19 protein-coding genes and 2 pseudogenes are annotated in these 21,998 nt (G+C 65.5%); 17 read left to right on the top strand and 4 right to left on the bottom strand.

The window, feature by feature from the left end; all coding sequences use genetic code 11:
* Positions 1-24: 24 nt before the first annotated feature.
* Positions 25-192 (top strand): annotated as a pseudogene (locus IM784_RS13095) (plasmid stabilization protein); the annotation flags it as partial.
* A 5-nt stretch (positions 193-197) separates the two neighbouring features.
* Here the strand turns inward: IM784_RS13095 and IM784_RS13090 are convergent.
* On the bottom strand, positions 198-1,385 hold the full coding sequence (locus IM784_RS13090) for a polyhydroxyalkanoate depolymerase (RefSeq protein ID WP_408015297.1): 1,188 nt from the start codon (positions 1,383-1,385) through the stop codon (positions 198-200).
* A gap of 151 nt (positions 1,386-1,536) precedes the next feature.
* On the opposite strand from IM784_RS13090, the gene IM784_RS13085 reads away from it, so the two are divergent.
* A complete protein-coding gene (locus tag IM784_RS13085) occupies positions 1,537-2,190 on the top strand; it encodes a glutathione S-transferase (protein WP_199555791.1) in 654 nt (217 codons plus the stop codon).
* Between the two features lie 37 nt (positions 2,191-2,227).
* Entirely contained in the window at positions 2,228-2,650 is a 423-nt protein-coding gene (locus tag IM784_RS13080; RefSeq protein ID WP_199555790.1) for a cupin domain-containing protein, read from the top strand.
* Here the strand turns inward: IM784_RS13080 and IM784_RS13075 are convergent.
* From IM784_RS13075 to IM784_RS13065, 3 genes are read right to left on the bottom strand one after another with little or no spacing between them, the layout of a single operon-like run.
* Positions 2,634-3,743: a phytase gene (locus IM784_RS13075; protein WP_235977232.1), complete on the bottom strand. Its 1,110-nt coding sequence runs from the start codon at positions 3,741-3,743 to the stop codon at positions 2,634-2,636. The genes IM784_RS13080 and IM784_RS13075 overlap by 17 nt on opposite strands.
* Positions 3,744-3,745: 2 nt before the next feature.
* On the bottom strand, positions 3,746-5,209 hold the full coding sequence (locus IM784_RS13070; protein WP_199555789.1) for a purple acid phosphatase family protein: 1,464 nt from the start codon (positions 5,207-5,209) through the stop codon (positions 3,746-3,748).
* Complete coding sequence (locus IM784_RS13065; protein WP_199555788.1) at positions 5,209-6,534, bottom strand: TonB-dependent receptor domain-containing protein; 1,326 nt, start codon at positions 6,532-6,534, stop codon at positions 5,209-5,211. The genes IM784_RS13070 and IM784_RS13065 overlap by 1 nt, the downstream gene beginning before the upstream one ends.
* Between IM784_RS13065 and IM784_RS13060 the strand changes: the two are divergent.
* The 14 genes and pseudogenes from IM784_RS13060 to IM784_RS12995 form a co-directional block, all read left to right on the top strand.
* A pseudogene (locus tag IM784_RS13060) lies at positions 6,426-6,965 on the top strand (DUF932 domain-containing protein); the annotation flags it as partial. The gene IM784_RS13065 and the pseudogene IM784_RS13060 overlap by 109 nt on opposite strands.
* A gap of 113 nt (positions 6,966-7,078) precedes the next feature.
* Entirely contained in the window at positions 7,079-9,214 is a 2,136-nt protein-coding gene (locus IM784_RS13055; protein ID WP_199555787.1) for a ParB/RepB/Spo0J family partition protein, read from the top strand.
* 59 nt (positions 9,215-9,273) lie between these two features.
* Positions 9,274-10,320 carry a DUF7146 domain-containing protein gene (locus IM784_RS13050; protein WP_199555786.1) on the top strand — a complete coding sequence of 349 codons (1,047 nt, stop codon included), beginning with the start codon at positions 9,274-9,276 and terminating at the stop codon, positions 10,318-10,320.
* A gap of 307 nt (positions 10,321-10,627) precedes the next feature.
* On the top strand, positions 10,628-11,536 hold the full coding sequence (locus tag IM784_RS13045) for a DUF2493 domain-containing protein (RefSeq protein ID WP_199555785.1): 909 nt from the start codon (positions 10,628-10,630) through the stop codon (positions 11,534-11,536).
* Positions 11,537-11,621: 85 nt separating this feature from the next.
* A complete protein-coding gene (locus tag IM784_RS13040) occupies positions 11,622-12,062 on the top strand; it encodes a hypothetical protein (protein WP_199555784.1) in 441 nt (146 codons plus the stop codon).
* A gap of 557 nt (positions 12,063-12,619) precedes the next feature.
* On the top strand, positions 12,620-12,943 hold the full coding sequence (locus tag IM784_RS13035; protein ID WP_199555783.1) for a DUF736 domain-containing protein: 324 nt from the start codon (positions 12,620-12,622) through the stop codon (positions 12,941-12,943).
* 295 nt (positions 12,944-13,238) lie between these two features.
* Positions 13,239-13,667 (top strand): MerR family transcriptional regulator, encoded by a 429-nt coding sequence (locus IM784_RS13030; RefSeq protein WP_199555782.1) that lies wholly within the window; start codon positions 13,239-13,241, stop codon positions 13,665-13,667.
* Between the two features lie 56 nt (positions 13,668-13,723).
* Positions 13,724-14,365: a cation transporter gene (locus IM784_RS13025; protein ID WP_199555781.1), complete on the top strand. Its 642-nt coding sequence runs from the start codon at positions 13,724-13,726 to the stop codon at positions 14,363-14,365.
* Positions 14,362-14,826, top strand: coding sequence for a methyltransferase family protein (locus tag IM784_RS13020; RefSeq protein WP_199555780.1), 465 nt, complete (start codon positions 14,362-14,364; stop codon positions 14,824-14,826). Before IM784_RS13025 ends, IM784_RS13020 begins: the two co-directional genes overlap by 4 nt.
* Positions 14,827-14,873: 47 nt before the next feature.
* Positions 14,874-15,257 carry a hypothetical protein gene (locus IM784_RS13015; protein WP_199555779.1) on the top strand — a complete coding sequence of 128 codons (384 nt, stop codon included), beginning with the start codon at positions 14,874-14,876 and terminating at the stop codon, positions 15,255-15,257.
* Between the two features lie 78 nt (positions 15,258-15,335).
* Positions 15,336-16,577, top strand: coding sequence for a TolC family protein (locus IM784_RS13010; RefSeq protein WP_199555778.1), 1,242 nt, complete (start codon positions 15,336-15,338; stop codon positions 16,575-16,577).
* Complete coding sequence (locus IM784_RS13005; protein ID WP_199555777.1) at positions 16,574-17,776, top strand: efflux RND transporter periplasmic adaptor subunit; 1,203 nt, start codon at positions 16,574-16,576, stop codon at positions 17,774-17,776. The genes IM784_RS13010 and IM784_RS13005 overlap by 4 nt, the downstream gene beginning before the upstream one ends.
* An 11-nt stretch (positions 17,777-17,787) precedes the next feature.
* On the top strand, positions 17,788-21,060 hold the full coding sequence (locus IM784_RS13000) for an efflux RND transporter permease subunit (RefSeq protein ID WP_199555776.1): 3,273 nt from the start codon (positions 17,788-17,790) through the stop codon (positions 21,058-21,060).
* A gap of 32 nt (positions 21,061-21,092) precedes the next feature.
* Positions 21,093-21,983: a cation diffusion facilitator family transporter gene (locus IM784_RS12995; protein WP_199555775.1), complete on the top strand. Its 891-nt coding sequence runs from the start codon at positions 21,093-21,095 to the stop codon at positions 21,981-21,983.
* Positions 21,984-21,998: the final 15 nt, after the last annotated feature.

The following is a 21,998-nucleotide window of genomic DNA, read 5'->3' as shown; positions in this document are numbered from 1 at the left end:
TCCTTCGACTGAAGGAGACTGGCGATGCCGCAGGGCGACAAAACCGCCTATACCGACAAGCAGAAGCGCAAGGCTGCGCACATAGCCGAAAGCTACGCGGAAAAGGGCGTGCCGGAGGACGAGGCGGAAGCCCGCGCCTGGGCGACGGTGAACACGCAGGATGGCGGCGGCAGGAAATCGGGCGCGGGCCGGAAAACCTAGCTCATCGCCAGCACAAGGTTCCGCACCTGCGGATAGACCTGGGTTTCCCACTTCGAGCCCGAAAACACCCCGTAATGGCCGACCCCCGGCTGCAGATGATGCCGCTTCAGATGCGGCCGCAGGCTTGAGCAGAGCGTATGCGCCGCCGCCGTCTGCCCGACGGCGCAGATATCGTCGCGCTCCCCCTCTACCGTCAGCAGCGCCGTCCGCCGGATCGCAGAAGGGTCGACTGTCCGCCCGCGGTGCGTCAACTCACCCCGAGCCAGCAGCGCCCGCTGGAACACGGCGTCGATGGTTTCCAGATAATAGTCCGCATCCATATCGAGCACGGCATAATATTCGTCGTAGAAATCCCGAATCTTCGCCGCCGCCTCGGCCTCTGCGTCGGCCATATGCTGATACAGCTTTCGATGCTGGGCAAAATGCTTGTCCAGGTTCATCGACATGAAGGCCGTCAGCTGCAGGAAGCCGGGATAGACCCGCCGTCCACTGCCGGCATAGCGCCAGGGCACGCGTGAAATCAGATTGTCGCGAAACCATTCGAACGGCTTTTCCATCGCCAGTTCGTTGACCACCGTTGGCGCAATCCGGGTATCCACCGGCCCGCCCATCAGCGTCATCGTCCGCGGCTGCGCCGGGTCCTTGTCCTGCGCCATCAACGCAACTGCAGCAAGCGTCGGCACGCAGGGCTGGCAGACCGACAGCACATGCGAGTTCGGCCCCAGCTCCTGCAGGAAGCGGATCACATAATCGATATACTCTTCCAGCCCGAACCTGCCGGCGCTCAGCGGCACATCGCGGGCGTTCTTCCAGTCGGTGATATAGACGTCGTGGTCGGCCAGCAGCGTCTGCACCGTGGAGCGCAGCAGTGTCGCGAAATGCCCCGAAAGCGGCGCCACCACCAGCATCTTCGGCTGCACCTGCTCGCAATCCGGCTTGGAAAAATGCAAGAGATCTCCGAAGGGTAGCGACATCGCCACGTCTTCCCGCACGGGCACCATCGCATTGCCGCTCAGCACCGGCTCAATCGCATAGGGCGGCCGGTCGTGCGTTACCTTCGTGCCTTGATAGACATCCGCCAAAGCAAACATCCGCCGGGCAAGGTCACCCCCGCTCCATTCGCCCGGACAGCTATCGCGCCACGCCAGCGCGGATGCCGCCGCCCAGCGCGAGGGCGCCATCATGTCACTCCAGGCCTGGAAGGCAGCGTACAGCAAATCTTCCCTTTCAAACGGCCGCAAGTCCGATTCGGCTTCTCCAATGACGGAATATGTGCATAAAATGCTGCTCTGCACCATTCGCAAATGCACGGGGTGCGCAGAGGCAGGGGTGACGATGTCGAAACCGACCTTGACGATCTCCAGCAAGACCTATTCGGCCTGGTCCCTGCGCGGCTGGCTGCTGTGCCGTCTGGCCGGGCTTGATGTCGAACTGCTGCCGGTCCCGAACGACGCCAGCAACCGTGCCGAGCTTCTGCTGCTCTCGCCCTCGGTGCTGGTGCCACGCCTCACCCACAATGGGATGAGCGTGTGGGACACGCTGGCAATTGCCGAGACGCTGAACGAGATGTTTCCCAAGGCTGGCATGTTCCCGTCCGATCCGGTCGCCCGCGCGCACTGCCGGGCCATCTGCGGCGAGATCCACTCCGGTTTCTCCAACCTGCGCTCGGCGCTGCCGATGAACCTGAAGGTCCGGCATACGAAATTCCCGATCTTCTCCGGCGCCAGGCCCGATATCGAACGGATCGAGACCATCTGGCAGGATTGCCTGTCGCGCCATGGCGGGCCGTTTCTGTTCGGCGCCAGACCCACGGCGGCAGACGCCATGTATGCGCCCGTCACCCAGCGCTTCCTCACCTATGCCGTCGCGCTGTCGCCCAAAAGCGCCGCCTATTGCGAAACCATCACCGCCTGGGCGCCGATGGCCGAATGGATCGCAGCCGCGCAGGCGGAACCGGAAGATATGGAAGAACTGGACGTCGAGTTCTGATGCAGGGGTAAACCCATCCCGTGTGAAGGAGCAGGCAATGGACGCAACGCCAACCACGCTGTTCTCGCACAACAAGCCCGCAGACACCGAATGGCGCGCCGACGGCCTGCGCGACTTTTTCCTCTATCGCGACCTGGGCGTGGCAGACGCCACCGGGGGGCGCGTCATCGCGCATCTGGTAAAGGCGAACATGCCGCCGCAGGATGGCACCGGCTGGCACCGCCATGTCGCAGACTTCCAGATCGTCATCATGATGAAGGGCTGGGCACGCTTCATGTACGGAGACAAGGAGACGCTGGTGGAGGCGGGCGACTGCGTGCACCAGCAGCCCGGCCTCACCCACTATCTCTTCGATTACTCCCCAGACATGGAATATCTGGAGATCGTCGGCCCCGCCGATTTCGGGACGGTGGACGCGCCGGCGCCCTGCCCCGTGCCGCCGGTTACCGCGTGGAGCTAGCGATACCCAGCGCCTTCTTCACGTCGCGCCAGTCCACCAGCTTGTAGTTCTGCTGCTTCGCGTCGGCGGTGCAGACGGCGGCATCGGGGTCGTTAGGACCGTCGCCGTCGCAGGTGTCGTGCATGGCGATTGCGCCTTCCGGATAGCCGGCGATCGGCCCGCTCCAGGCGTCGAGGCCATCGGTCTCTGTTGCCGGATCGATGGCGCCGCCGGCCACCTTGAAGCGGCCGATCCACTGATAGCCGCCGTCCTTCATTTCCCACACCGGATAGGCACTGTCGCCCTGGCTGGAGGCAATCAGGAAGCTGCGGGACCCATCGCGCATGATGGTCAGGCCCTCCACGTCGGCGACCAGCCTCTTGCCGTCCACCGAAATGATCTGCACCGGCGCCGCCTTCGGGTCCTTCAGGCTCATCCGCCAGATGCCCACATCTTCCTCACCGACATAGAGGTCGCCGGTGGCGTCGTTCACGACGCAACCCTCGGTCTGGCTGGAGACCTTCCACTGTCCCTTCGGCGTCATTGCCGGCTTGCCGTCCTTGCGCTGGGAAACCGCATAGGCATGGATCGCGCCCGACTTGTTGTTGGCGATCACGAAGGTCTCGCCGCCGAACTGGCCCATGCAAAAGCCATAGGGTTCGCCAAAGGCCGCCTCGGTCGGCATATGACCCCAGCGCGACAGCTTCAGCGTCACCGGATCGAGAAGCCAGGTGCGAACGCCGTAAACGCCGCGGTCGGCGGCCGCCACCAGCACCTGCGGCTTGCCACCGGCGGTGAAGCTGCGCTGGTCGACGTTGTTCATCGGCCCGACGGCAAAAAACTGCAGCATCTTGCCCTGCAAATCGTGGACATAGAGCCCCTTCGACTTGTCGGTGCCGATCCAGAGCGCCCGAGCAGGATCGGCCGGATCGCGCCACAGCACAGGGTCGTCGGCATCGACGGTTGGATTGTCGGCAACGATGGTCTCGGCAGCAGCGGGCACCGCGACAGTGGTGATTCTCTCCACCTGTGCGGGCGCTGGCTCCGCCGCCTTCTGCTGGCCGCAGGCAGCCAGCGCCAGCAGCGCGACAGGGGCAAGGGTACGCAGTTCCAAGGTCAGTCCTTCACTTCAGCAGTGCATTGCAGCCCATCCGGCCCCAGCCGATCAGCCGGCATCGGCTGGTCCGGCACCTGCGCCGGGCCGGTGCAGCGGCGAACGGCAGGCAGCGCCGTCTTCACGTCTTCCAGCCGATTCTGTCCATTGGCGGCCTTTATCAGGTCGAAACCGTCATAAAGCTCACCGGTATTCAGGTGCGAGCGCAGGCTCAGCCGGTCGCCGCTCACGTTCACGATCTGGAACAGGCTGGTGTCCTCGGCCACCCTGTCGGGCTGCGTGCGGGAACGGTCGTTCAGGCCATACATTTTCGCGCCCGCCACAGAAACCATATAGACCGGCCCCTGCAGCGCCCCGCCCGCGCGCGCCTTCGCGCTCGCCTCGCGGCCCTGCTCCGCCGTCAGCCGGCTATAGCAATGATCGTGGCCCTGCAGCACCAGATCGACGTTGCGCTTTTCGAAGATCGGCTTCCACGCCGCCTTCAGCACGGCGGTGTCGTTCGGCCGGGCACAGGTGAAGATCGGCTGGTGGACCATCACGATATTCCAGCGCGCCTTGCTCGCCGCCAGCGTCGCGTCCAGCCAGCCGGTCTGCGGCTTCAGCGTGCCCAGATCCAGAGCCGAGGTGCCATCCAGCACGATGAAGCGCACGCCCTGCCAGTCGAGGAAATAGCTGGTGCCTTCCGCCCCCGGCGCACCGTTCTGCGGCAGGGCGAAATTCACCGGCCAATGCGGCCCCAGCTTGCGCGCCTCCTTGCCACCCGGCAGTGGCACATCGACATATTCATGGTTGCCCGGCGCCGGCACCTGCGGAATGCTTGCCAGCGCCCAGCCGCCCGCCTGGAACCACTGACCCCATTCGTCGTCGTGCAGCATCTCGTCGCGGCTGGCGACCAGATCGCCTGCATGCAGCATCAGCTCGGGATTGCCCGCCTGCAGCAAAGCCCGACGCCAGGCCAGCGAGCCGATGTCCAGGATATGGTTTTGGGTATCGCCCAGATAGATGAAGCTGAACGGCTTCGCGTGCGCCGACGCTGTGCGGAACTGGTGCCATTCGCTCCAGCCCGCCGCGCCCTTCACCCGATAGGCATAGGCGGTATCCGGGGTAAGCCCCTTGAAGCGCACCTGATGCTGGCGTGCCTCGCCATTTTCGCTGACGGTGGCAAAGCTGATGCCCGTAACCGTCTCGGCCTTGGCGCCAAATCCGGGCGACGGCTTCATCCGCGCGATCTGCGCCTCCGGCTGGCCCCCGGCCATGTCGGTCCGCCAGCTCACCGCCATTTCCGTCGTCGGGTTGGCGCCCGGGTTCAGGATCACCCGGTCAGGGATATTGCGCGGCGCATAGGGCCTGCCGGGAGCAGGCGGCGCCTGCTCCACCGTCTTCAGGTCGATCACCACGGAAGGCACGGCGACTTGCGCCAAGGCTGGGGCGGCGATCAGCGCCGCCGCCAACAGCATTGCCCGCATCAGAAGTTCGCCTTCACACCGAACTTCGCGGTCCACTTATACTCTTCATACTGCAGCAGCCGCCGCGTCGAAGGCCCGTTCTGATAGGCGACATACTTGGCGTTGTTCAGGTTCACCAGATCGGCAAAGACGGTGAAATTGTCGGTCACGCGCAGCTTTGCCGACAGGTCCAGCTGGAAGTGCGGGCGCACATAGCGGTCTTCCTCGGCCGACGGCCCCACTTCGTCCAGATAGCTGTCGCGATAGGCGCCGGCGATCCGGAACGAGGCGATACCCTTGTCATAGCCCAGCACCGCGTTGAAATTGTGCTTGGACGACGCCGGCAGCGGGATGCGGCGGCCATCGGCCAGATCGCCCTTCGCGTCGGTGTAGGTGTAGTTCAGGTTCACCAGCAGACCGTCGAACGGGGCAGGCAACAGGGTGAAGGCCTGCGAATAGCTGGCTTCCAGGCCCAGCACCCGGGCGCTGTCGCCATTCATCGGAATGGTCGCCTCGGTATAAGGGATGCCGTTGAACGTGCCGTTTTCGAAATTGGTGTCGACGATGAAGTCCTGCACCGACTTCCAGAAAACGCCCGCCTGGATCACCGCCTTGGGCGCAAAATAATACTCCAGCGTCGCGTCGGCGTTCCAGGCGCGATAGGGCTTCAGATCGGGGTTGCCGAAGGTGCCCTCGCGCTCGCCCTCGTCATTCTCCTCGATCAGGAAGCGCGGCGCCATCTTGCCGAAGCTCGGCCGCGCCAGCGACTTGTAGACACCGGCCCGCGCCACGATGTCGGGATTGAGATCGGCGCGCAGGTTCAGGCTGGGGAGCCAGTCGGTATAGCTGTGGCGCACCTGCACCGGGGTCGCAAAGATCGTGTCCTCGTCCAGCACGACGCCGTTCCAGGTCCCACCCTCTTCGACCACATCGACGCGGTTGCCAAACATGTTCACCTGCGTGCTTTCCACCCGCAGACCACCAACGATGCGCAGTGTCTCGTTCTGGAAGCGGCCCTGCAGATAGGTCGCCAGCACATCTTCCTTGGCGTCATAATTCTCGGCAATGTTGGCAAGATCGGTGTCGAACTGGTTCAGTTCCAGATTGCCGCCATTTGCGTCCAGGAAATCCCGCGTCTTGCCGAGGTCGGGCACCGGGGCGATGTCGGCCAGCCCATAGCTCGGCTTGCCCAGCACGTCGGCCAGCGTGAAATCGCCATCATAGCCGTCATAGATGCCTCGTTGACGACCTGAACCCCATCGAGGCAGGCCGGCTGCCCGATGGCTCGCCCGATCTCTATTTCCGGGGGTTCTATTGCTGGAATTCCGAGGTGGGGGCGAAGACACTGGGGATGGCGAGCTTTTACCTCCGTGCCGTCTGCCAGAACCGCAATCTTTGGGGTGTGGAGGATTTCGAGGAGATCACGATCCGCCACTCCAAATATGCTGCATCGCGCTTTGCTCAGGAGGCGGCACCGGCGCTGACGAAGTTCGCAAACTCTTCGCCCACGCCATTCCTCAACGGCATCAAGAGCGCCCGGGAACGGATTGTCGCCCGCAGCGATGATGATCGTCAGGACTTCCTGCGCAAGCGCGGGTTTTCCAAGGCCGAGACCGCCAGGATCATCGACAGCGTTCTGACCGAGGAAGGCCGCAAACCCGAAAGCATCTTCGATTTTGTGCAGGGCATCACCGCCATGGCACGCGGCAAGACGCACCAGGATGCGCGGCTAGAGATGGAGGGCAAGGCGAAAAAGCTTCTCGATATCGCGGCTTAGCCCGGCCCGCAGATGCTGACCGGCGCCGTCCTCGAGTGAGAGGGCGGCGCTGATTTCATGACGGGTTTGAGGCTGGGGGAGGTCTTCCGGCCACCCGTCGTGGAGTAATTATCATGGCCACTACCAATACGAAGATCAGCCTTGCGGCTTCCCGCGACATTCCGTTCAACCTGCTGCAACTGAGCCAGTCGAACGTCCGCCGCGTGAAGGCCGGTGTATCGATCGAGGAGCTTGCGGGCGATATCGCGCGCCGGGGCCTTCTGCAGGGCCTGAGCGTTCGCGCCGTCGTCGATGACGATGGCAATCCGACCGACCGGTTCGAGATTCCGGCCGGCGGCCGCCGCTACCGGGCGCTGGAACTGCTGGTCAAGCAGAAGCGGCTGGCAAAGACTGCACCTGTGCCCTGCATCGTTCGGGAAGGCGGGATCGCTGAGGAAGACTCGCTCGCCGAGAATGTGCAGCGTGCACCATTGCACCCCCTGGACCAGTTCCGAGCCTTTCTTGCCCTGCGCGAAAAGGGCCAGTCCGAGGAAGAGATCGCAGCCGCCTTCTTTGTGCCGGTGGCGGTCGTGAAGCAGCGGCTGAAGCTGGCATCGGTATCTCCGCGCCTGCTAGAGATCTATGCCGAAGACGGCATCGCACTCGACCAGCTGATGGCGTTTACCGTCTCCTGTGACCATGAACGGCAGGAGCAGGTGTTCGAGCGAATGAGCCAGGGCTATGACAAGCAGCCCTATACCATTCGCCGCATGCTGACCGAGAACGCCATCCGGGCGTCGGACCGGCGGGCGAAGTTCATCGGCATCGACGCCTATGTGGAAGCCGGCGGCACCGTCATGCGCGACCTGTTCCAGGGTGATGAAGGTGGCTGGCTGCAGGATGTGCAGCTGGTCGACCTGATGGTGGCGGAAAAGCTGAACGAAGCCGCAGTCAGCGTGGGCGGCGAAGGCTGGAAGTGGGTCGAGGCCGCACCGGACTTTCCATATGGCCACCAATATGGCTTGCGGCATGTGCGCGGCGAGCAGGTCCCGATGACGCCGGAAGAGCAAGCCGAGCGTGACGCCTGTCAGTCGACGTTCGACGAACTGACCGAGCAATATGCCGACTATGATGAACTGCCGGACGAGGTTGACGAGCAGCTTGGCGAACTGGAGCAGAAGCTGGACATGCTCGATGCGCGACCGATCCGGTTCGATCCGGATGACGTTGTGCGGGCTGGCGCATTCATCAGCATTGCCAACAACGGCGAGCTGAGAATCGAGCGCGGATACGTCCGGCCCGAAGATGAGCTGCCTGTTACTGGCAGCGAAGAACTGCGTGGCGCGGAAGAGACCACCACGTCCGGCGATGGATATCAGCAAGTTTCCGGCGACGCGGAAACAGGCGATAATGGTGCTTCCGGAGCCGCCAGCGCTGACCATGCCGACGACGATGAAGACGGTCTTGCCCCGATGTCCGACAGGCTTGTGTCCGAACTGACGGCGCATCGCACGCTCGGGCTGCGGCACATGCTGGGGGACCGTCCCGATATAGCGTTTCTGGCGGCACTTCATGCACTGACCCTGCGCACCTTCTACCACTACGGGTCGGACAGCTGCCTGGAGCTGGAACTGAAGAGCGTGACGTTCGGGTCGCAGGCACCGGGTCTGAACGACAGCGTGTCGGCCGACGCCATCCGCGCCCGGCATGAGGCGTGGGCGGAAGCCCTGCCGAAGGAGTCTGACGAGCTGTGGGATACCTTGCAGGCGTGGGATGGCGACAGCCAGTCCGCGCTGTTCGCGCATGTCGTCAGCCAGTCGGTGAACGCGGTGCAGGAGCCGTGGAACAGGCGCCCGCGCGCGCTGGCACATGCCGATCAGCTGGCACAGTCGGTCGGGCTAGACCTGGCGGCACTTGGGTGGAAGCCAACAGTCGACGGCTTTTTCGGGCGGGTGACCAAGGCCCGCATCCGGGAGGCTGTGACCGAGGCCAAGGGAGCCGCGGCGGCTGATCGTATGGCGAATCTGAAGAAGGGCGAGATGGCGGCCGAAGCGGAAAACATGCTGGCAGACAGCGGCTGGCTGCCTTCCATTCTCCGGACGCGTGGGATGACGGATGCGTCGGCGCATGAAGTGGAAGCCGACACTTGCACGACCGAACCCGCCGGAGAGGAATCGGCGGCGAAGGACGGCGAACCGGCCATGGATGCGGATGAGGCAAGCGCCGAAGATATATCGGACGAACTGCCCCACGCGCAGGCCGCCGAGTAAATACTTCCTGACCGATACTGGCCCGCTGGCAACGGCGGGCCATTTTTCTGGAGGCATGTATGGCAACGACCGCCAAAGACATCGCCCACGAACTGGCGGACCGCGCGGAAGCGGTCTGCCGCCAATATTTGTCGAACGGACGACGGCAGGGCAGCTACTGGATGGTGGGCAGTGTCCACAACGAACCGGGCCGCTCCATGTTCGTGAGGTTGGCGGATGGGCCGAAGGGTCGTGCCGGAAAGTGGACCGACGCGGCCACAGGTGCGCATGGCGATCTTATCGATGTGATCCAGCAGGCGCGTGGCTTGCACGGGTTCACCGATGCGATGGCAGAAGCGCGGCGGTTCCTGTCATTGCCGGATACCGTCCCGCCAGGGGTCTCCCGATGGGCTAAGGCCAGCCAGACAAAAACCGGCACTTCAGATTCGCTGCGCTCTGCTTTGCGTCTTTTTGCCATGGCGCGGCCGATCGAAGGCACGCTGGCAGACACCTATCTGCGAAGACGTGGTATTATCCCGGAAGCGCTTCCGGGGACGCTGCGATTCCACCCGGAATGCTATTATCGCCCCGACAGCAGAAATTCGACCGAACGATGGCCGGCAATGTTGGCGGCAGTGACCGACAATCGCGGCAAAATCACTGGTATTCATCGTACATGGCTGCAACACGACGGGAGTGGCAAAGCGCCTCTCGCAACACCAAGGCGCGCTATGGGTCATCTGCTTGGCAATGGCGTCCGGTTCGGAGCAGCCGACGATATCATGGCCGTAGGCGAAGGCATTGAGACCATGCTGTCCATCCGCACAGCGCTTCCACACCTGCCGGTAGTCGCCTGTCTTTCAGCTGCACATTTGGCAGCCTTTGATCCACCTTCCAGCATTCGCCGCCTCTATATAGCGCATGACCGCGATGCCGCCGGCCTGCATGCCCGTGATCGCTTGGCGTCACGCCTGTCAGACAGTCCAATCGAGATCATCTCGCTGTCGCCCCGCCGGCACGATTTCAACGACGACCTTTGCATGTTGGGATTGGTCGGAACCCGGGACGCATTGCAGCCGCAGCTTGCCGCCGAAGATGCCGAACGCCTGATCGCCAACAGCCTCTGACGACACCTGATCGTCTGCAGGATTGCTGGTTCTGCCCATGGAGCATCCAATTCCATGGCCGCGCCCGGGCCTTCTTCAGGGCGAGGGGCCGGCAACTGCCCCAGACCGGCAATGGCTGCGGCGGACTATTTTCCGGCGCGAGCCTGAGGGCCCGCTTTCCATCGCGATTCAAAATAGCCCGCCTTCGCCATCCTCCGCTGCGCTCCGGCCCGGACGAAGGGGTCCGGGTGCAGGTCCGGGCCAGCCGCCGGCGAGCCGCTCGCCACGAAGGCCGCGAGAGGCGCGGCCACGGAAAAGGAGCGCCGCCATGGACCATTCGCACGAGCATCAACCCGACATTACATCCACCGCCCACGTGCTGGAGGAACTGCAACTGTTCGGCTACCGCCCATTCTCAGACGAACCCGATCCACGGCCATTGCCCGAAGGATACCGCGTCGCCGGCGCAATTGCCGACATCTTCGACGCGCTGGTGGCGACGCTCGAAGACACCCGGCTCGAACCCGATCTGGAAGGCCTGCTATGGTCCACCGTCAACCTGTTCCACCGTGCCGCCGACCGCATCGAACGTGAACTCGACGACAATGAACAGGCGCAGCGCCAGAGCCAGCGCGATCAGGATGGAAGCGAAATCCGCTCCGTTGAACTGGAACGGCTGTTGGCCGAAGGCCAGACGATGCTGGAACGGCGCGACGCCTTCGAACTGATGCGCGATCAGGCCGCCGACCAATATGAACGCCACACAGGATCATGTTGGCGTCCGCGCAATGGCTCCATGGTCAACCACCGCAACCTGACCTCGGCCGTCATCGACAGCCGTGACTTCCTGATGGCCCGCCAGCGCGCCAAATCGCAAATCCTGCTTCCGGAAGGCCCGAAGGTGGCATTCTCCGGTGGGGACAGCGACGACCACATCGCCATCTGGGCACGCCTCGATCAGGCGCACGCCAAGCACCCGGACATGGTGCTGATCCACGGTGGCAGCCCCAAAGGCGCCGAGAAGATCGCGTCGCGCTGGGCAGACGCCCGGCACATCCCCCAGGTCGCGTTCAAGCCGGACTGGTCCAAACACGCCAAGGCCGCTCCGTTCCGCCGCAATGACCAGATTCTTGACGCCATGCCTATCGGGGTCATCATCTTCCCCGGCACAGGCATCCAGGACAACCTTGCCGACAAGGCCCGCAAGCTGGGCATCCCGGTCTGGAGGGCGACATGAGCGCCCCAATCTGCTATGCTGGCGTTCGCGCCTGGGTGGAGGTGGATGGCGCAATCGTTGGCGTTTTTCACCGGAGGCGAAAGCCATGACCATCCTTCCCATCCTGCTGGCGATCACCGCCATCTTGATGCTGTGCTGGTTGCTGTTCACGCTAGCTGTCTATGCACTGCCGCTGTTCATGGGCGTTACGGCGGGCGCTCTAGCCCATGAAACTGGCGCAGGATGGCCGGGCGCAATCCTCATCGGCGCACTTGCCGCAGCGGTCACGCTGGTGGCCGGCAACCTGCTTTTTACCAAGGCCCGGAACCCTCTAGCCAGACTTGCGGTCGCAATGCTGTTCGTCGCGCCGGCGGCAGTCGCGGGCTATTATGCGTCCCAAGGCATAGTGCGGCACACCGAACCATCCGAAGCCTGGCAGCTGGCATTCTCCATCATCGGTGCAATCGCGGTTGGCGGCACGGCGTTTGTTCGCGTCACGCAACTCTCCGCCGCCCGGCAGCCGGGCGGGAAACCGCTGCCCGGCTAATCGCCGTTTAAGGCGATGTTCGGACAGAGATTGACAATGGCCTCTCCGTCCGTCGTCAATCCGGGCTGAAAGCACTGTTTGAAGCGGGTCAGCGGATCCTTCCCGACATACGCGAAATCTTTGGAACCTGGTCCTCCGAGCCAACATGACGGGCTGCCCAAAAGCCATGCCAGGGAAATTCACCGGCAGAAGCGCAACTCGGCACGATCCACATCTTGCCAGAGCACAGGGCTCCATTTCCGGGAAAATCTCTGACACCGGACAATGAAGGCAGCGGGTGGCCTGCGATAAACCTGTCATTCCCCGCCCGTTCCATACAGCCTCTCTCAGGGCGTGATCTGGCCGAAGACCGGCTTCGCCTCGCCTGCCTAAGGCGCAACAGTTCCGTCACGACTTTCTTCCCCTGCCGGCTCCGCCGTCATTCCTCGCGGAAACAAGAAACTCCCATCCTGCACTGTCTATGGCCCTGCGGCTGCGCCGGCAGGCGTCTCCGACCGGACGATACGCCATCGAGGCCGCAATGGTGCGGGCTCGAGGGAGAAGACAGGAACCTTATCATGGCCACCATCGGCACCTTCAAGAAGTCCGGCGAAGAGTTCACCGGCGAAATCGTCACCCTCAGCGTTCAGGCGAAAGGCGTTCGGATCGTTCCCGACACCCGCGCCACCGGCGAAAACGCCCCCAGCCACCGGGTTCTGGTGGGCCGCGCCGAAATCGGCGCCGCATGGTCAAAGCGCTCCAACGAGGGCCGCGACTATCTCGGCCTGAAGCTCGACGACCCCAGCTTCACCAACCCCATCTACGCCAACCTCTTCGACGACGAAGAAGGCGAAACCTTCAGCCTCATCTGGTCTCGCCCAACCCGCCGCAACGGCGACTAGCCCGGATCAGCGTCCCCGCCCGGGTAACCGGGCGGGGACTTGCTTTACAGACCCCTCAGACAGATTCGGCGGGCCGAAATTGGAATGATATGAAACGCGTCGGTCCAATCTTTCGATCAGCCGAGCGGAGATGGAAAGGCAGCATTGCACGTCAAAAGTACTCTGCCGGTGAGTGAGGTTCCCGCCCGATACGGGAAGCCTTCAAATTTGATGATCGTCTCGCGGGAGCATTTGACCCTGTAGCGTCAAGTGATGCATGGTTCGACCACATTGTAGCTGGCCAAATGGACACTTCATGACCAACCTTCGCATCGGTGACCTTGCGCGATCGACCGGCACGACCGTGGAGACGATCCGCTATTATGAGCGCATCAGGCTCCTGGCAAAGCCTGGGAGGACCGAAGGGAATTATCGGACCTATGGCGCACGCGATTTGAAGCGTCTGAACTTCATTCGGCATGCCCGAGGCCTAGGGTTCGAGGTTTCTGAAATCCGTTCCCTGCTGGACCTCGCCGACCATCCTGACCGGGACTGCGGCGAAGCGGACACAATCGCCACCGGCCATCTGAACGCGGTCGAGGACAAGATCGAGCAGCTTCAGCTGCTGCGCGCGGAACTCACGCGCATGGTCGGCGCGTGCCGTGGTGGGCGCGCTGCCGACTGCCGCGTGCTGGAGGTGCTGGGAGACCACAGCCTGTGCGAGGCTGACCACAAGAGTGCTTGACCCTGTAGTGGCTACAGGGTGCATGGTTGCCCCGGATACGAGTCGGAGAGCATGACGTGGCAGGTTGCACGGATGGTTGCGGAACGGATGCGCGTACGGCGCCGGCGTCGCCGGCGTGGCGTCGCGCGCTGTGGATCGCGCTGGCCGTCAATGCCGGCATGTTCATGATCGAGCTGATCGGCGGGCACATGGCGGGATCCGTGGCTCTGAAGGCCGATGCGCTCGATTTCCTGGGGGACGCGGCCAACTATGCGATTGCGCTTCTGGTCGCGGGCATGGCGCTGGTCTGGCGGGCGCGCGCTGCGCTGCTGAAAGGCCTGGTGCTGATCAGCTTCGGCGGGTGGGTCGCGTTCACGGCCATCGAGCGGGCGCTGGAAGGCGCGCCGCCGCAGGCGTTCGCGATGGGCGCGATCGGCGTGCTCGCGCTGGCCGCCAATGTCGGCGTTGCGCTGATGCTCTACCGCTTCCGGGAGGGCGACGCGAACATGCGGTCGGTGTGGATCTGCTCGCGCAACGACGCCATCGGCAATGTCGCCGTGGTGGCCGCAGCCGTTGGTGTCTTCGGCACCGGCAGCTTTTGGCCCGACATTATCGTGGCCGGCATCCTGGCCGCGCTCGGCCTGTGGGGCGGAACCCAGATCGTGAAGCAGGCGCTGGGCGAGCTGGCGCTGCCAGACGAACGGTTGCGCCGGGCATGACCACGACCGCCGGCATGATCGCGCCGCCTCCGCTTATCTATCTGGCGGGCGCAGCGGCCGGGCTGCTGGCCGACTGGCTTCTGCAGCTCGATCCGCTGCCGTTGCCAGGCATTGTCCGCTGGACGCTGTTCGCTGTCCTCGCGGTCGCCGGAGCCGCCGTCATCGCCGCGGCGCTCGGCCGGTTCGGGCAGGCAAAGACGCCCCCCGAGCCCTGGAAGCCGACGACGGCGCTTGCAACGGACGGCATCTACGCCCGCACCCGAAATCCCATGTACCTCGGCATGGCACTGCTGCTTATCGCTGTCGCGGTCGGGTTCGCAAGCCTGGGCACGCTGCTGATGACCCCGCTTGTAATCCTCGTCGTTGACCGCTTCGTCATCGCCCGCGAGGAACGCTACCTGACCGGCCTGTTCAGCGCGCCATACTCGGACTACCGACGGCAGGTGCGCCGGTGGTTGTGAGCACCCCGGCGTTGCCGAACCGACGGAGATCGGGCATGGGCCGACACGTGTCGCGCCCGAGCCTCTTCACCGGATTTCTGCGTCGCATGGCAGCGCTGCTGATGCTGGTTGCCGCCGCCGCGCTGGCGCCGGCGGCGATCGCCGGCTCGTTCGAGCTCGGCACCGATGCCGCAAAGCTTGCCGCGTCCAGCTTCTCGATCGATGCCGATGGCTGCGTCACCGACCCGAGCCTCACCTCGACCGACCAGCAACCGACCGACGCCGAGCATTGCCCGGCCTGCTGTCTGCATCACCACGGTCCCAATGGCCTGATGACCGATGTGCCGATGGTTGCGCCCTTCGCGCCGTCGCGCGCGGCGTGGACGGGCTGGGAGCCCTCGGGCCTCGTCGAGGCGCCCGAACCTGTCTTGATCCAGCCCCCTCGAGCCTGACAGCCCGCCCCTTCGCCTGATGGCGAAGCCTGGATGCTGTCTTGCTGACGAGGTTTTCCCATGCCGTTTTTCCGGCCCGTGTCGTCGGGCCCTGTCCGCGCAGGCGCAGTCGCGCTTGCCCTTCTGCTGTCATCGCCGGCATGGTCCGCACCACCGCTCACGGTCGAACAGGCTGTCCGCGAAGCCCGCGAGCGCGCCCCCTATGCCCGCGAACTCAGTGAACGCGTCCGCGCCGAGGAAGGGCGCGTCCAGCAAGCGGGCGCCCGGCCCAATCCGGAAGTCGATTTGCTGGTCGAGAATTTCGCCGGCTCGCGGGGCTTGTCGGGCACAGGGCGTGCCGAGACCACAGGCTCGCTGGCGCTGCCGGTGGAGCTTGGTGGCAAGCGCGGTGCGCGGATCGGGTCTGCCACTGCGACGCTCGAGTTGGAACGGGCCGAGACGGACGCATCCCTCCTCGATCTCGACCTCGCGGTCAGGCAGGCGCATGTCCTTGCCGCCGAGGCGGCAGCCGGTGCGCAACTTGCGGCGAGCGAGCTCGAAATCGCCCGCGCGCTGGAGGACACGGTCGGCAAGCTTGTCGCCGCCGGCCGCGAGCCGCCACTGCGGCAGGTGACGGCCGCAACCGAACGGGCGCAGGCGGAAGCGGCGGCGAGGCTGGCGGAGGCCGAGACACGCGCGACTCGGGAACGCCTCGCGGCTCTGCTGGGGCGGCCGACGGTCGACTTCGAGGTGGCGGCGCTGGCCACCGACAGTTTTTCGCAAGCTGTTGGCGTGCTGACCCCTGCCGGGCCCGACCTGCGGGCGGCCGACCTTCAGGTGGGTGCCGCCCAGCAGCGGCTTCGCCTGGCGCGGACCGAACGCGTGCCCGATGTGCGGCTGTCACTGGGGGTCCGCAGGCTCGCGGCCGAAGACGCGACTGCCATGGTCGCTGGCGTCGCCATTCCCTTCCCGCTGTTCAACCGCAACGGCGGCAACATAGCGGCGGCTGCCGCAGACGCCCGGTCCGCCGAAGCCCAGCGGGAGCGCCGGGTGCGCGAGGCCGAAGCCCGGCTAGCCGCCGCCGATGCCCGCGCCCGCGCCGCCGTCGAGCGGGTCGCGACCTACGAGACGCAGGTCGTGCCTGGCGCGGCCGAAGCCTTGCGCATCGCCCGGCTCGGCTATGCGGCGGGCCGCTTTCCCTATGTCGACCTGCTGCAGGCGCAGCGGGGCCTGGCGGCCGCCCGCCGCGACCGGCTCGCCGCCGCGCGCGACGCCGCCCTTGCACTCGCCGAGCGCGACCGCGCTGGCGGCCTGACACCTTCTCCGGAGATGCAACCATGACCCGAACCCAGATCAGCCTTGCCGCCCTGGCGCTGGCGCTCGCCGCCGGTGCCGGTGGCTTCGCGCTCAGCCGCGCGCTTCCGTCGGACCCGCCGGCCGCCGCCGCCAATTCCGAAGCCGATGGCCATACGGAAGACGAAGCGAAGAGAGAGACAGAAGGAGACGTCCCCGAAGGCATCATCGCCGCCGACGCGGCACAGATCAGGGCTGCCGGAATCGAGATCGCCCGCGTCAGCGAACAGCCGGTCAGTGCCGAGGTGCTGGCGTCCGGCACGCTGATCCCCGCGACTGATGCCACCGGCCATGTGACCGCGCGCACCAGCGGCACCGTCACGCGCCTCGTTGCCAAGCTCGGCGACCGCGTCCGCGCCGGCCAGGGGCTCGCCGTCATCGACAGCCGCGAGGTGGCCGAAGCGCAGGCGGCCTATGCGACCTCTGCCCGCGCCGAAGCACTGGGGCGCGCGACGTTCCGGCGGGAGGAAACTCTCTACAATCAGAAGGTCACCGCGCGGGCCGACTATGAGCAAGCCCGCGCCGCCTACGACAAGGCGCGGATCGAGGCGCAATTGGGTGCGGAAGGGGTGCGGGCGCTCGGCGTCACCCCCGGCAGCGGCTCTCGCCTGTTCACGCTGGTCGCGCCGGTCTCCGGAGAAGTGGCAAGCGTCAGCATCACGCCGGGCGAGTTCGTCTCGCCGGAGCGCGAGCTGTTCCAGATCGTCGACCGCCGGCAGGTCTGGGCGGAACTCCGCGTGCCCGCCGCCGAGCTGGCGAACGTGCGCGCCGGCCAGGCGGTCCGTGTGACCGTGCAGGGCTCCGATCACGATCACCCGGCGCGCATCCGCTTCCTCTCCCCCAGCGTCGATCCGGGCTCCGGCTCGGCACGCGCCATCGCCGTCGTCCAGAACCCGGACGGGGAGCTTCGCGTCGGCCAGACGGTGACGGCGCGGATCGCAACCGGGGGCGCGGGTCCGCTGAAACCCGCCGTCCCGCGTGCGGCAATCCAGGAGGTGGAGGGCAAACAGGTCGTGTTCGTCCGCACTGCCAGCGGCTTCGAGGCCCGAACCGTCACCACCGGTGCCGGCAGCGATGCCGCGCTCCCGATCCTTTCCGGGCTGAAGCCCGGCGAACAGGTCGCGGTCGTCAACTCCTTCGTCCTCAAGGCCGAGCTCGGGAAATCCGAAGCCGAGCACGCGCACTGAAAGGCCCGGCAATGCTCACCAACATCGTCAACGCGTCCGTCACCCGGCGCTATCTCGTCGTCCTGCTGACGCTTATCGCCGCCATCTATGGTGGGACCCAGCTGGCGCGGCTGCCCATTGATGCCGTGCCCGACATCACCAACAAGCAGGTGCAGATCAACACCGTCGCCCCGGCGCTCGGGCCGACGGAAATGGAGCGGCAGGTCACCTACCCGATCGAGACGGCGATGGCCGGCATCCCCGGCCTCGAAAGCACGCGCTCCATCTCGCGCAACGGCTTTTCCCAGGTGACGGTCGTGTTCGAGGAATCGACCGATCTCTACTTCGCGCGCCAGCAGGCGACGGAACGGCTGGCGCAGGCGCGATCGGCGCTGCCGCCAGGCGTCGACCCGACGGTCGGCCCCGTCACCACGGGGCTTGGCGAAGTGCTGATGTGGGCGGTCGACTTCCAGCATCCGGCCGGCAAAGGCGCGCCGCGCGCTGCAACGGGCGAGCCGGGCTGGCAGCCCGCCTCGCGAAACGGCGCGGGCGGCTATCTGACGCCCGAAGGCCAGCTGCTGCGCACGCCCGAGGAACAGGCGACCTATCTGCGCACAGTGCAGGACTGGATCATCCGCCCGCAGATGCGCACCGTGCCCGGCGTCGCCGGCGTCGATGCGATCGGCGGCTATGTGAAGCAATATCTGGTCGCGCCCGACACCGCGCGGCTCGCCGCCGCCGGGCTGAGCTTGAGCGATCTGGTTGCAGCGCTCGAGCGCGCGAACCTGTCGAGCGGCGCCGGCGTCGTCGAACAGGGCGGCGAAGGCCTGGTGGTGCGTGCCGACGCCCGCGTGTCGCGCGGCGCCGATATCGCCGATCTGGTGGTCGCCAACCGCGACGGCACGCCGGTCCGCGTCCGCGATGTGGCGGCCGTCTCGATCGGGCAGGAGCCCCGCACCGGGGCCGCCAGCCTCGATGGCCACGAGGCCGTCATTGGCACCGTGCTGATGCTGGCGGGCGCCAACAGCCGCGAGGTCGCCAAGGCCTCCTCCGAGCGCATCGCCGAGATCAACAAGGCGCTGCCGTCCGGCATCATCGTCACCCCGGTGCTGGATCGCTCGGTGCTGGTCGACGCCACCATCGCCACGGTCACCAAGAACCTCGCCGAAGGCGCGCTGCTCGTCATCGTCGTGCTGTTCCTGCTGCTCGGCAACATCCGCGCCGCGATTATCACCGCGCTCGTCATTCCGCTATCGATGCTGCTGGCCGCGACCGGCATGGTGAAGGGCGGCATATCGGGCAACCTCATGAGCCTCGGTGCGCTCGACTTCGGCTTGATCGTCGACGGCGCAGTCATCATCGTCGAAAACTGCCTGCGGCGCCTTGCCGAACAGCAGCACCGCCTGGGACGCTTGCTGACGCAGCCGGAACGACTTTCAGAAGTGAAGGAAGCGACTGTCGAGATGGTTCGCCCCTCGGTGTTCGGGCAGGCGATCATCATCCTCGTCTACCTGCCGCTGCTGGCCTTCGAAGGCGTGGAGGGCAAGATGTTCCAGCCCATGGCGATCACCGTCATGCTGGCATTGGCGGCCGCCTTCGTGTTGTCGCTCACCTTCGTGCCGGCAATCGTCGCGCTGCTGGTGACCGGCAAGGTCGAGGAGAAGGACGGCCGCATCGTCGCCAAGGCCCGCTCCGGCTATGCGCCGATGCTCGAATGGTCGCTGCAGAAGCCGTGGATGGCGATCGGCAGTGGCGTGGCGGCGTTCGCCATCGCCGCCTTGCTGTTCACCACGCTCGGCCGCGAGTTCATCCCACAGCTCGACGAGAAGAATTTCGCACTGCACGCCGTGCGAATCCCGTCGGCCTCGGTCGAGCAGTCGAACGCGATGCAACTTGCCGTCGAGCGCACGATCCTGTCGGCGCCCGAAGTGCAGCTGGTATTCTCCAAGACCGGCACCGCCGAAGTCGCGACCGATCCGATGCCGGGCAATGTGTCGGATGCGTTCGTCATCCTGAAGCCGCGCGACGAATGGCCGGACCCGTCGAAGACCAAGGCGGAATTCGTGGCCGATGTGGAGGCAAAGCTGAACCGCAACCTCGGCAACGCCTATGAGTTCTCGCAGCCGATCCAGATGCGCTTCAACGAGCTGATCGCCGGAGTCCGGTCGGATGTGGCGGTGAAGCTCTACGGTGAGGACTTCGCGGTGATGGAGCCTGCCGCGCAGCAGATCGCGTCAGCACTCCGCGCGGTGCCTGGCGCAGCAGATGTGAAGGTGGAGCAGACGGAAGGGCTGCCGGCGCTGAAAGTCGTGTTCGACCGGGCTGCGATCGCCGCCTATGGCCTTTCAGCGGGCGACGTCGCCGATGTCGTCCAGATCGCGCTCGGCGGGCGCGAGGCGGGGCTGGTGTTCGAAGGCGACCGGCGGTTCGATGTCGTCGTGCGGCTTCCCGAGGCCGAGCGGCGCGAGCTGGCCGCACTTGGCGCGATCCCTGTAGCACTCCCGGCCGAACCGGGCGCGGGCGGCCCCGATGGCAAGCCGATCACGGTGCGCTCGGTGGCACTGGGGCAGCTGGTTCGGTTCGAAGTCGAGAACGGCCCGAACCAGGTCAGTCGGGAGAATGGCAAGCGGCGGATCGTCATCCAGGCCAATGTCCGCGGCCGCGACTTGGGCGGGTTCGTGACCGAGGCGCAGGCCGCCGTCGACGAACAGGTGGGGCTGCCGGCGGGCAGCTTCATCGAATGGGGCGGCCAGTATCAGAACCTCGCCCGCGCCGAACAGCGGCTGACGCTGGTGATCCCGGCCGTCATCGCCGCAATCTTCGCGCTGCTCTATGCAGCACTTGGATCGGCGCGGCTTGCGGCGATGGTGTTCTCGGCGGTGCCGCTGGCGCTGTCGGGCGGCGTCATCCTGCTCTGGTTGCGCGGTATGCCCTTCTCGGTCTCGGCCGCGGTCGGGTTCATCGCGCTGTCGGGCGTCGCGGTGCTGAACGGCCTCGTCATGATGTCCAGCATCCAGAAGCTGCTGGCCGAAGGCCGCGAGGTGGAAGATGCGGTGCGTGACGGTGCCATGCTGCGCCTGCGGCCGGTGATGATGACGGCGCTGGTCGCCAGCGTCGGGTTCGTGCCCATGGCGCTTGCAACCGGCACCGGCGCCGAAGTGCAGCGCCCTATCGCGACCGTCGTCATCGGCGGGCTGATTACCGCAACGCTGCTGACGCTGGTCGTGCTTCCTGCGCTCGCAAAGCTGGTGCTGTCGCGCCAGCCTGGGGCCGAGGATCAAGTCGTTCCGATGCCTGCCGAGTGAACAGCGCAACAGCACAGAGGGAACCTATCGACATGGGAGCAGGTCATGATCACACCGCCGGCGCCAGCAGCCGCAGACTAAGCTGGGCGCTGGGCCTCACCGCCAGTTTCGTCGTCGTCGAGCTTGTCGGCGCCTGGTGGTTCAACAGCCTCGCTCTGCTGTCGGACGCGGCGCACATGTTCACAGACACGGCCGCGCTTGCCATCGCGCTGGTGGCGATCCGCATCGGCCAGAAGCCCGCCGACGACAAGCGCACGTTCGGCTACCGCCGCTTCGAGATCTTAGCCGCCGCGTTCAACGCCATCCTGCTTTTCCTGGTGGCCGGCTACATCCTCTACGAAGGCATCGGCCGCTTCTTCGAACCGCAGGAGGTGCAGTCGCTCGGCATGCTCGCCGTGGCGACCGCCGGCCTCATCGTCAACCTCATCTCCATGCGCATCCTGGCGCCCGCGAAGGACGCCAGCATGAACGTGAAGGGCGCCTTCCTCGAAGTCTGGGCCGACATGCTCGGCTCGGTTGGCGTGATCGCGGCCGCCGCCGCCATCTGGTTGACTGGCGCGCAGTGGATCGACCCGCTGATCGCCATCGCCATCGGCCTGATGGTGCTGCCGCGCACCTGGGTGCTGCTACGCGACACCATGAATGTGCTGCTGCAAGGCGTGCCGCACGGTTTCGACCTGCAGGCTGTGCGAAACGCGATCGGCGCCCACCCGGAAGTCGCCGGCGTCCATGATCTTCACCTGTGGTCGCTTACGGGGAATGACGGGACGCTGACTGCGCACCTCACACTGGCAGCGGGAGCCGATCCCGACCTTGTCCGCGAGGGCGTGGCGGCGGGGCTGGAAGAGAAGTTCGCCATCCACCATGTCACGCTGCAGACCGAAGGGCGCGACTACGGGGACGAGACGTCCACGCACCGCTAGCCCCATCTGCTCTAC

This window comes from Sandaracinobacteroides hominis, assembly GCF_016464365.1.
Classification (GTDB): domain Bacteria; phylum Pseudomonadota; class Alphaproteobacteria; order Sphingomonadales; family Sphingomonadaceae; genus Sandaracinobacteroides; species Sandaracinobacteroides hominis.
This window is presented reverse-complemented; position numbering and strand designations above follow the sequence as displayed.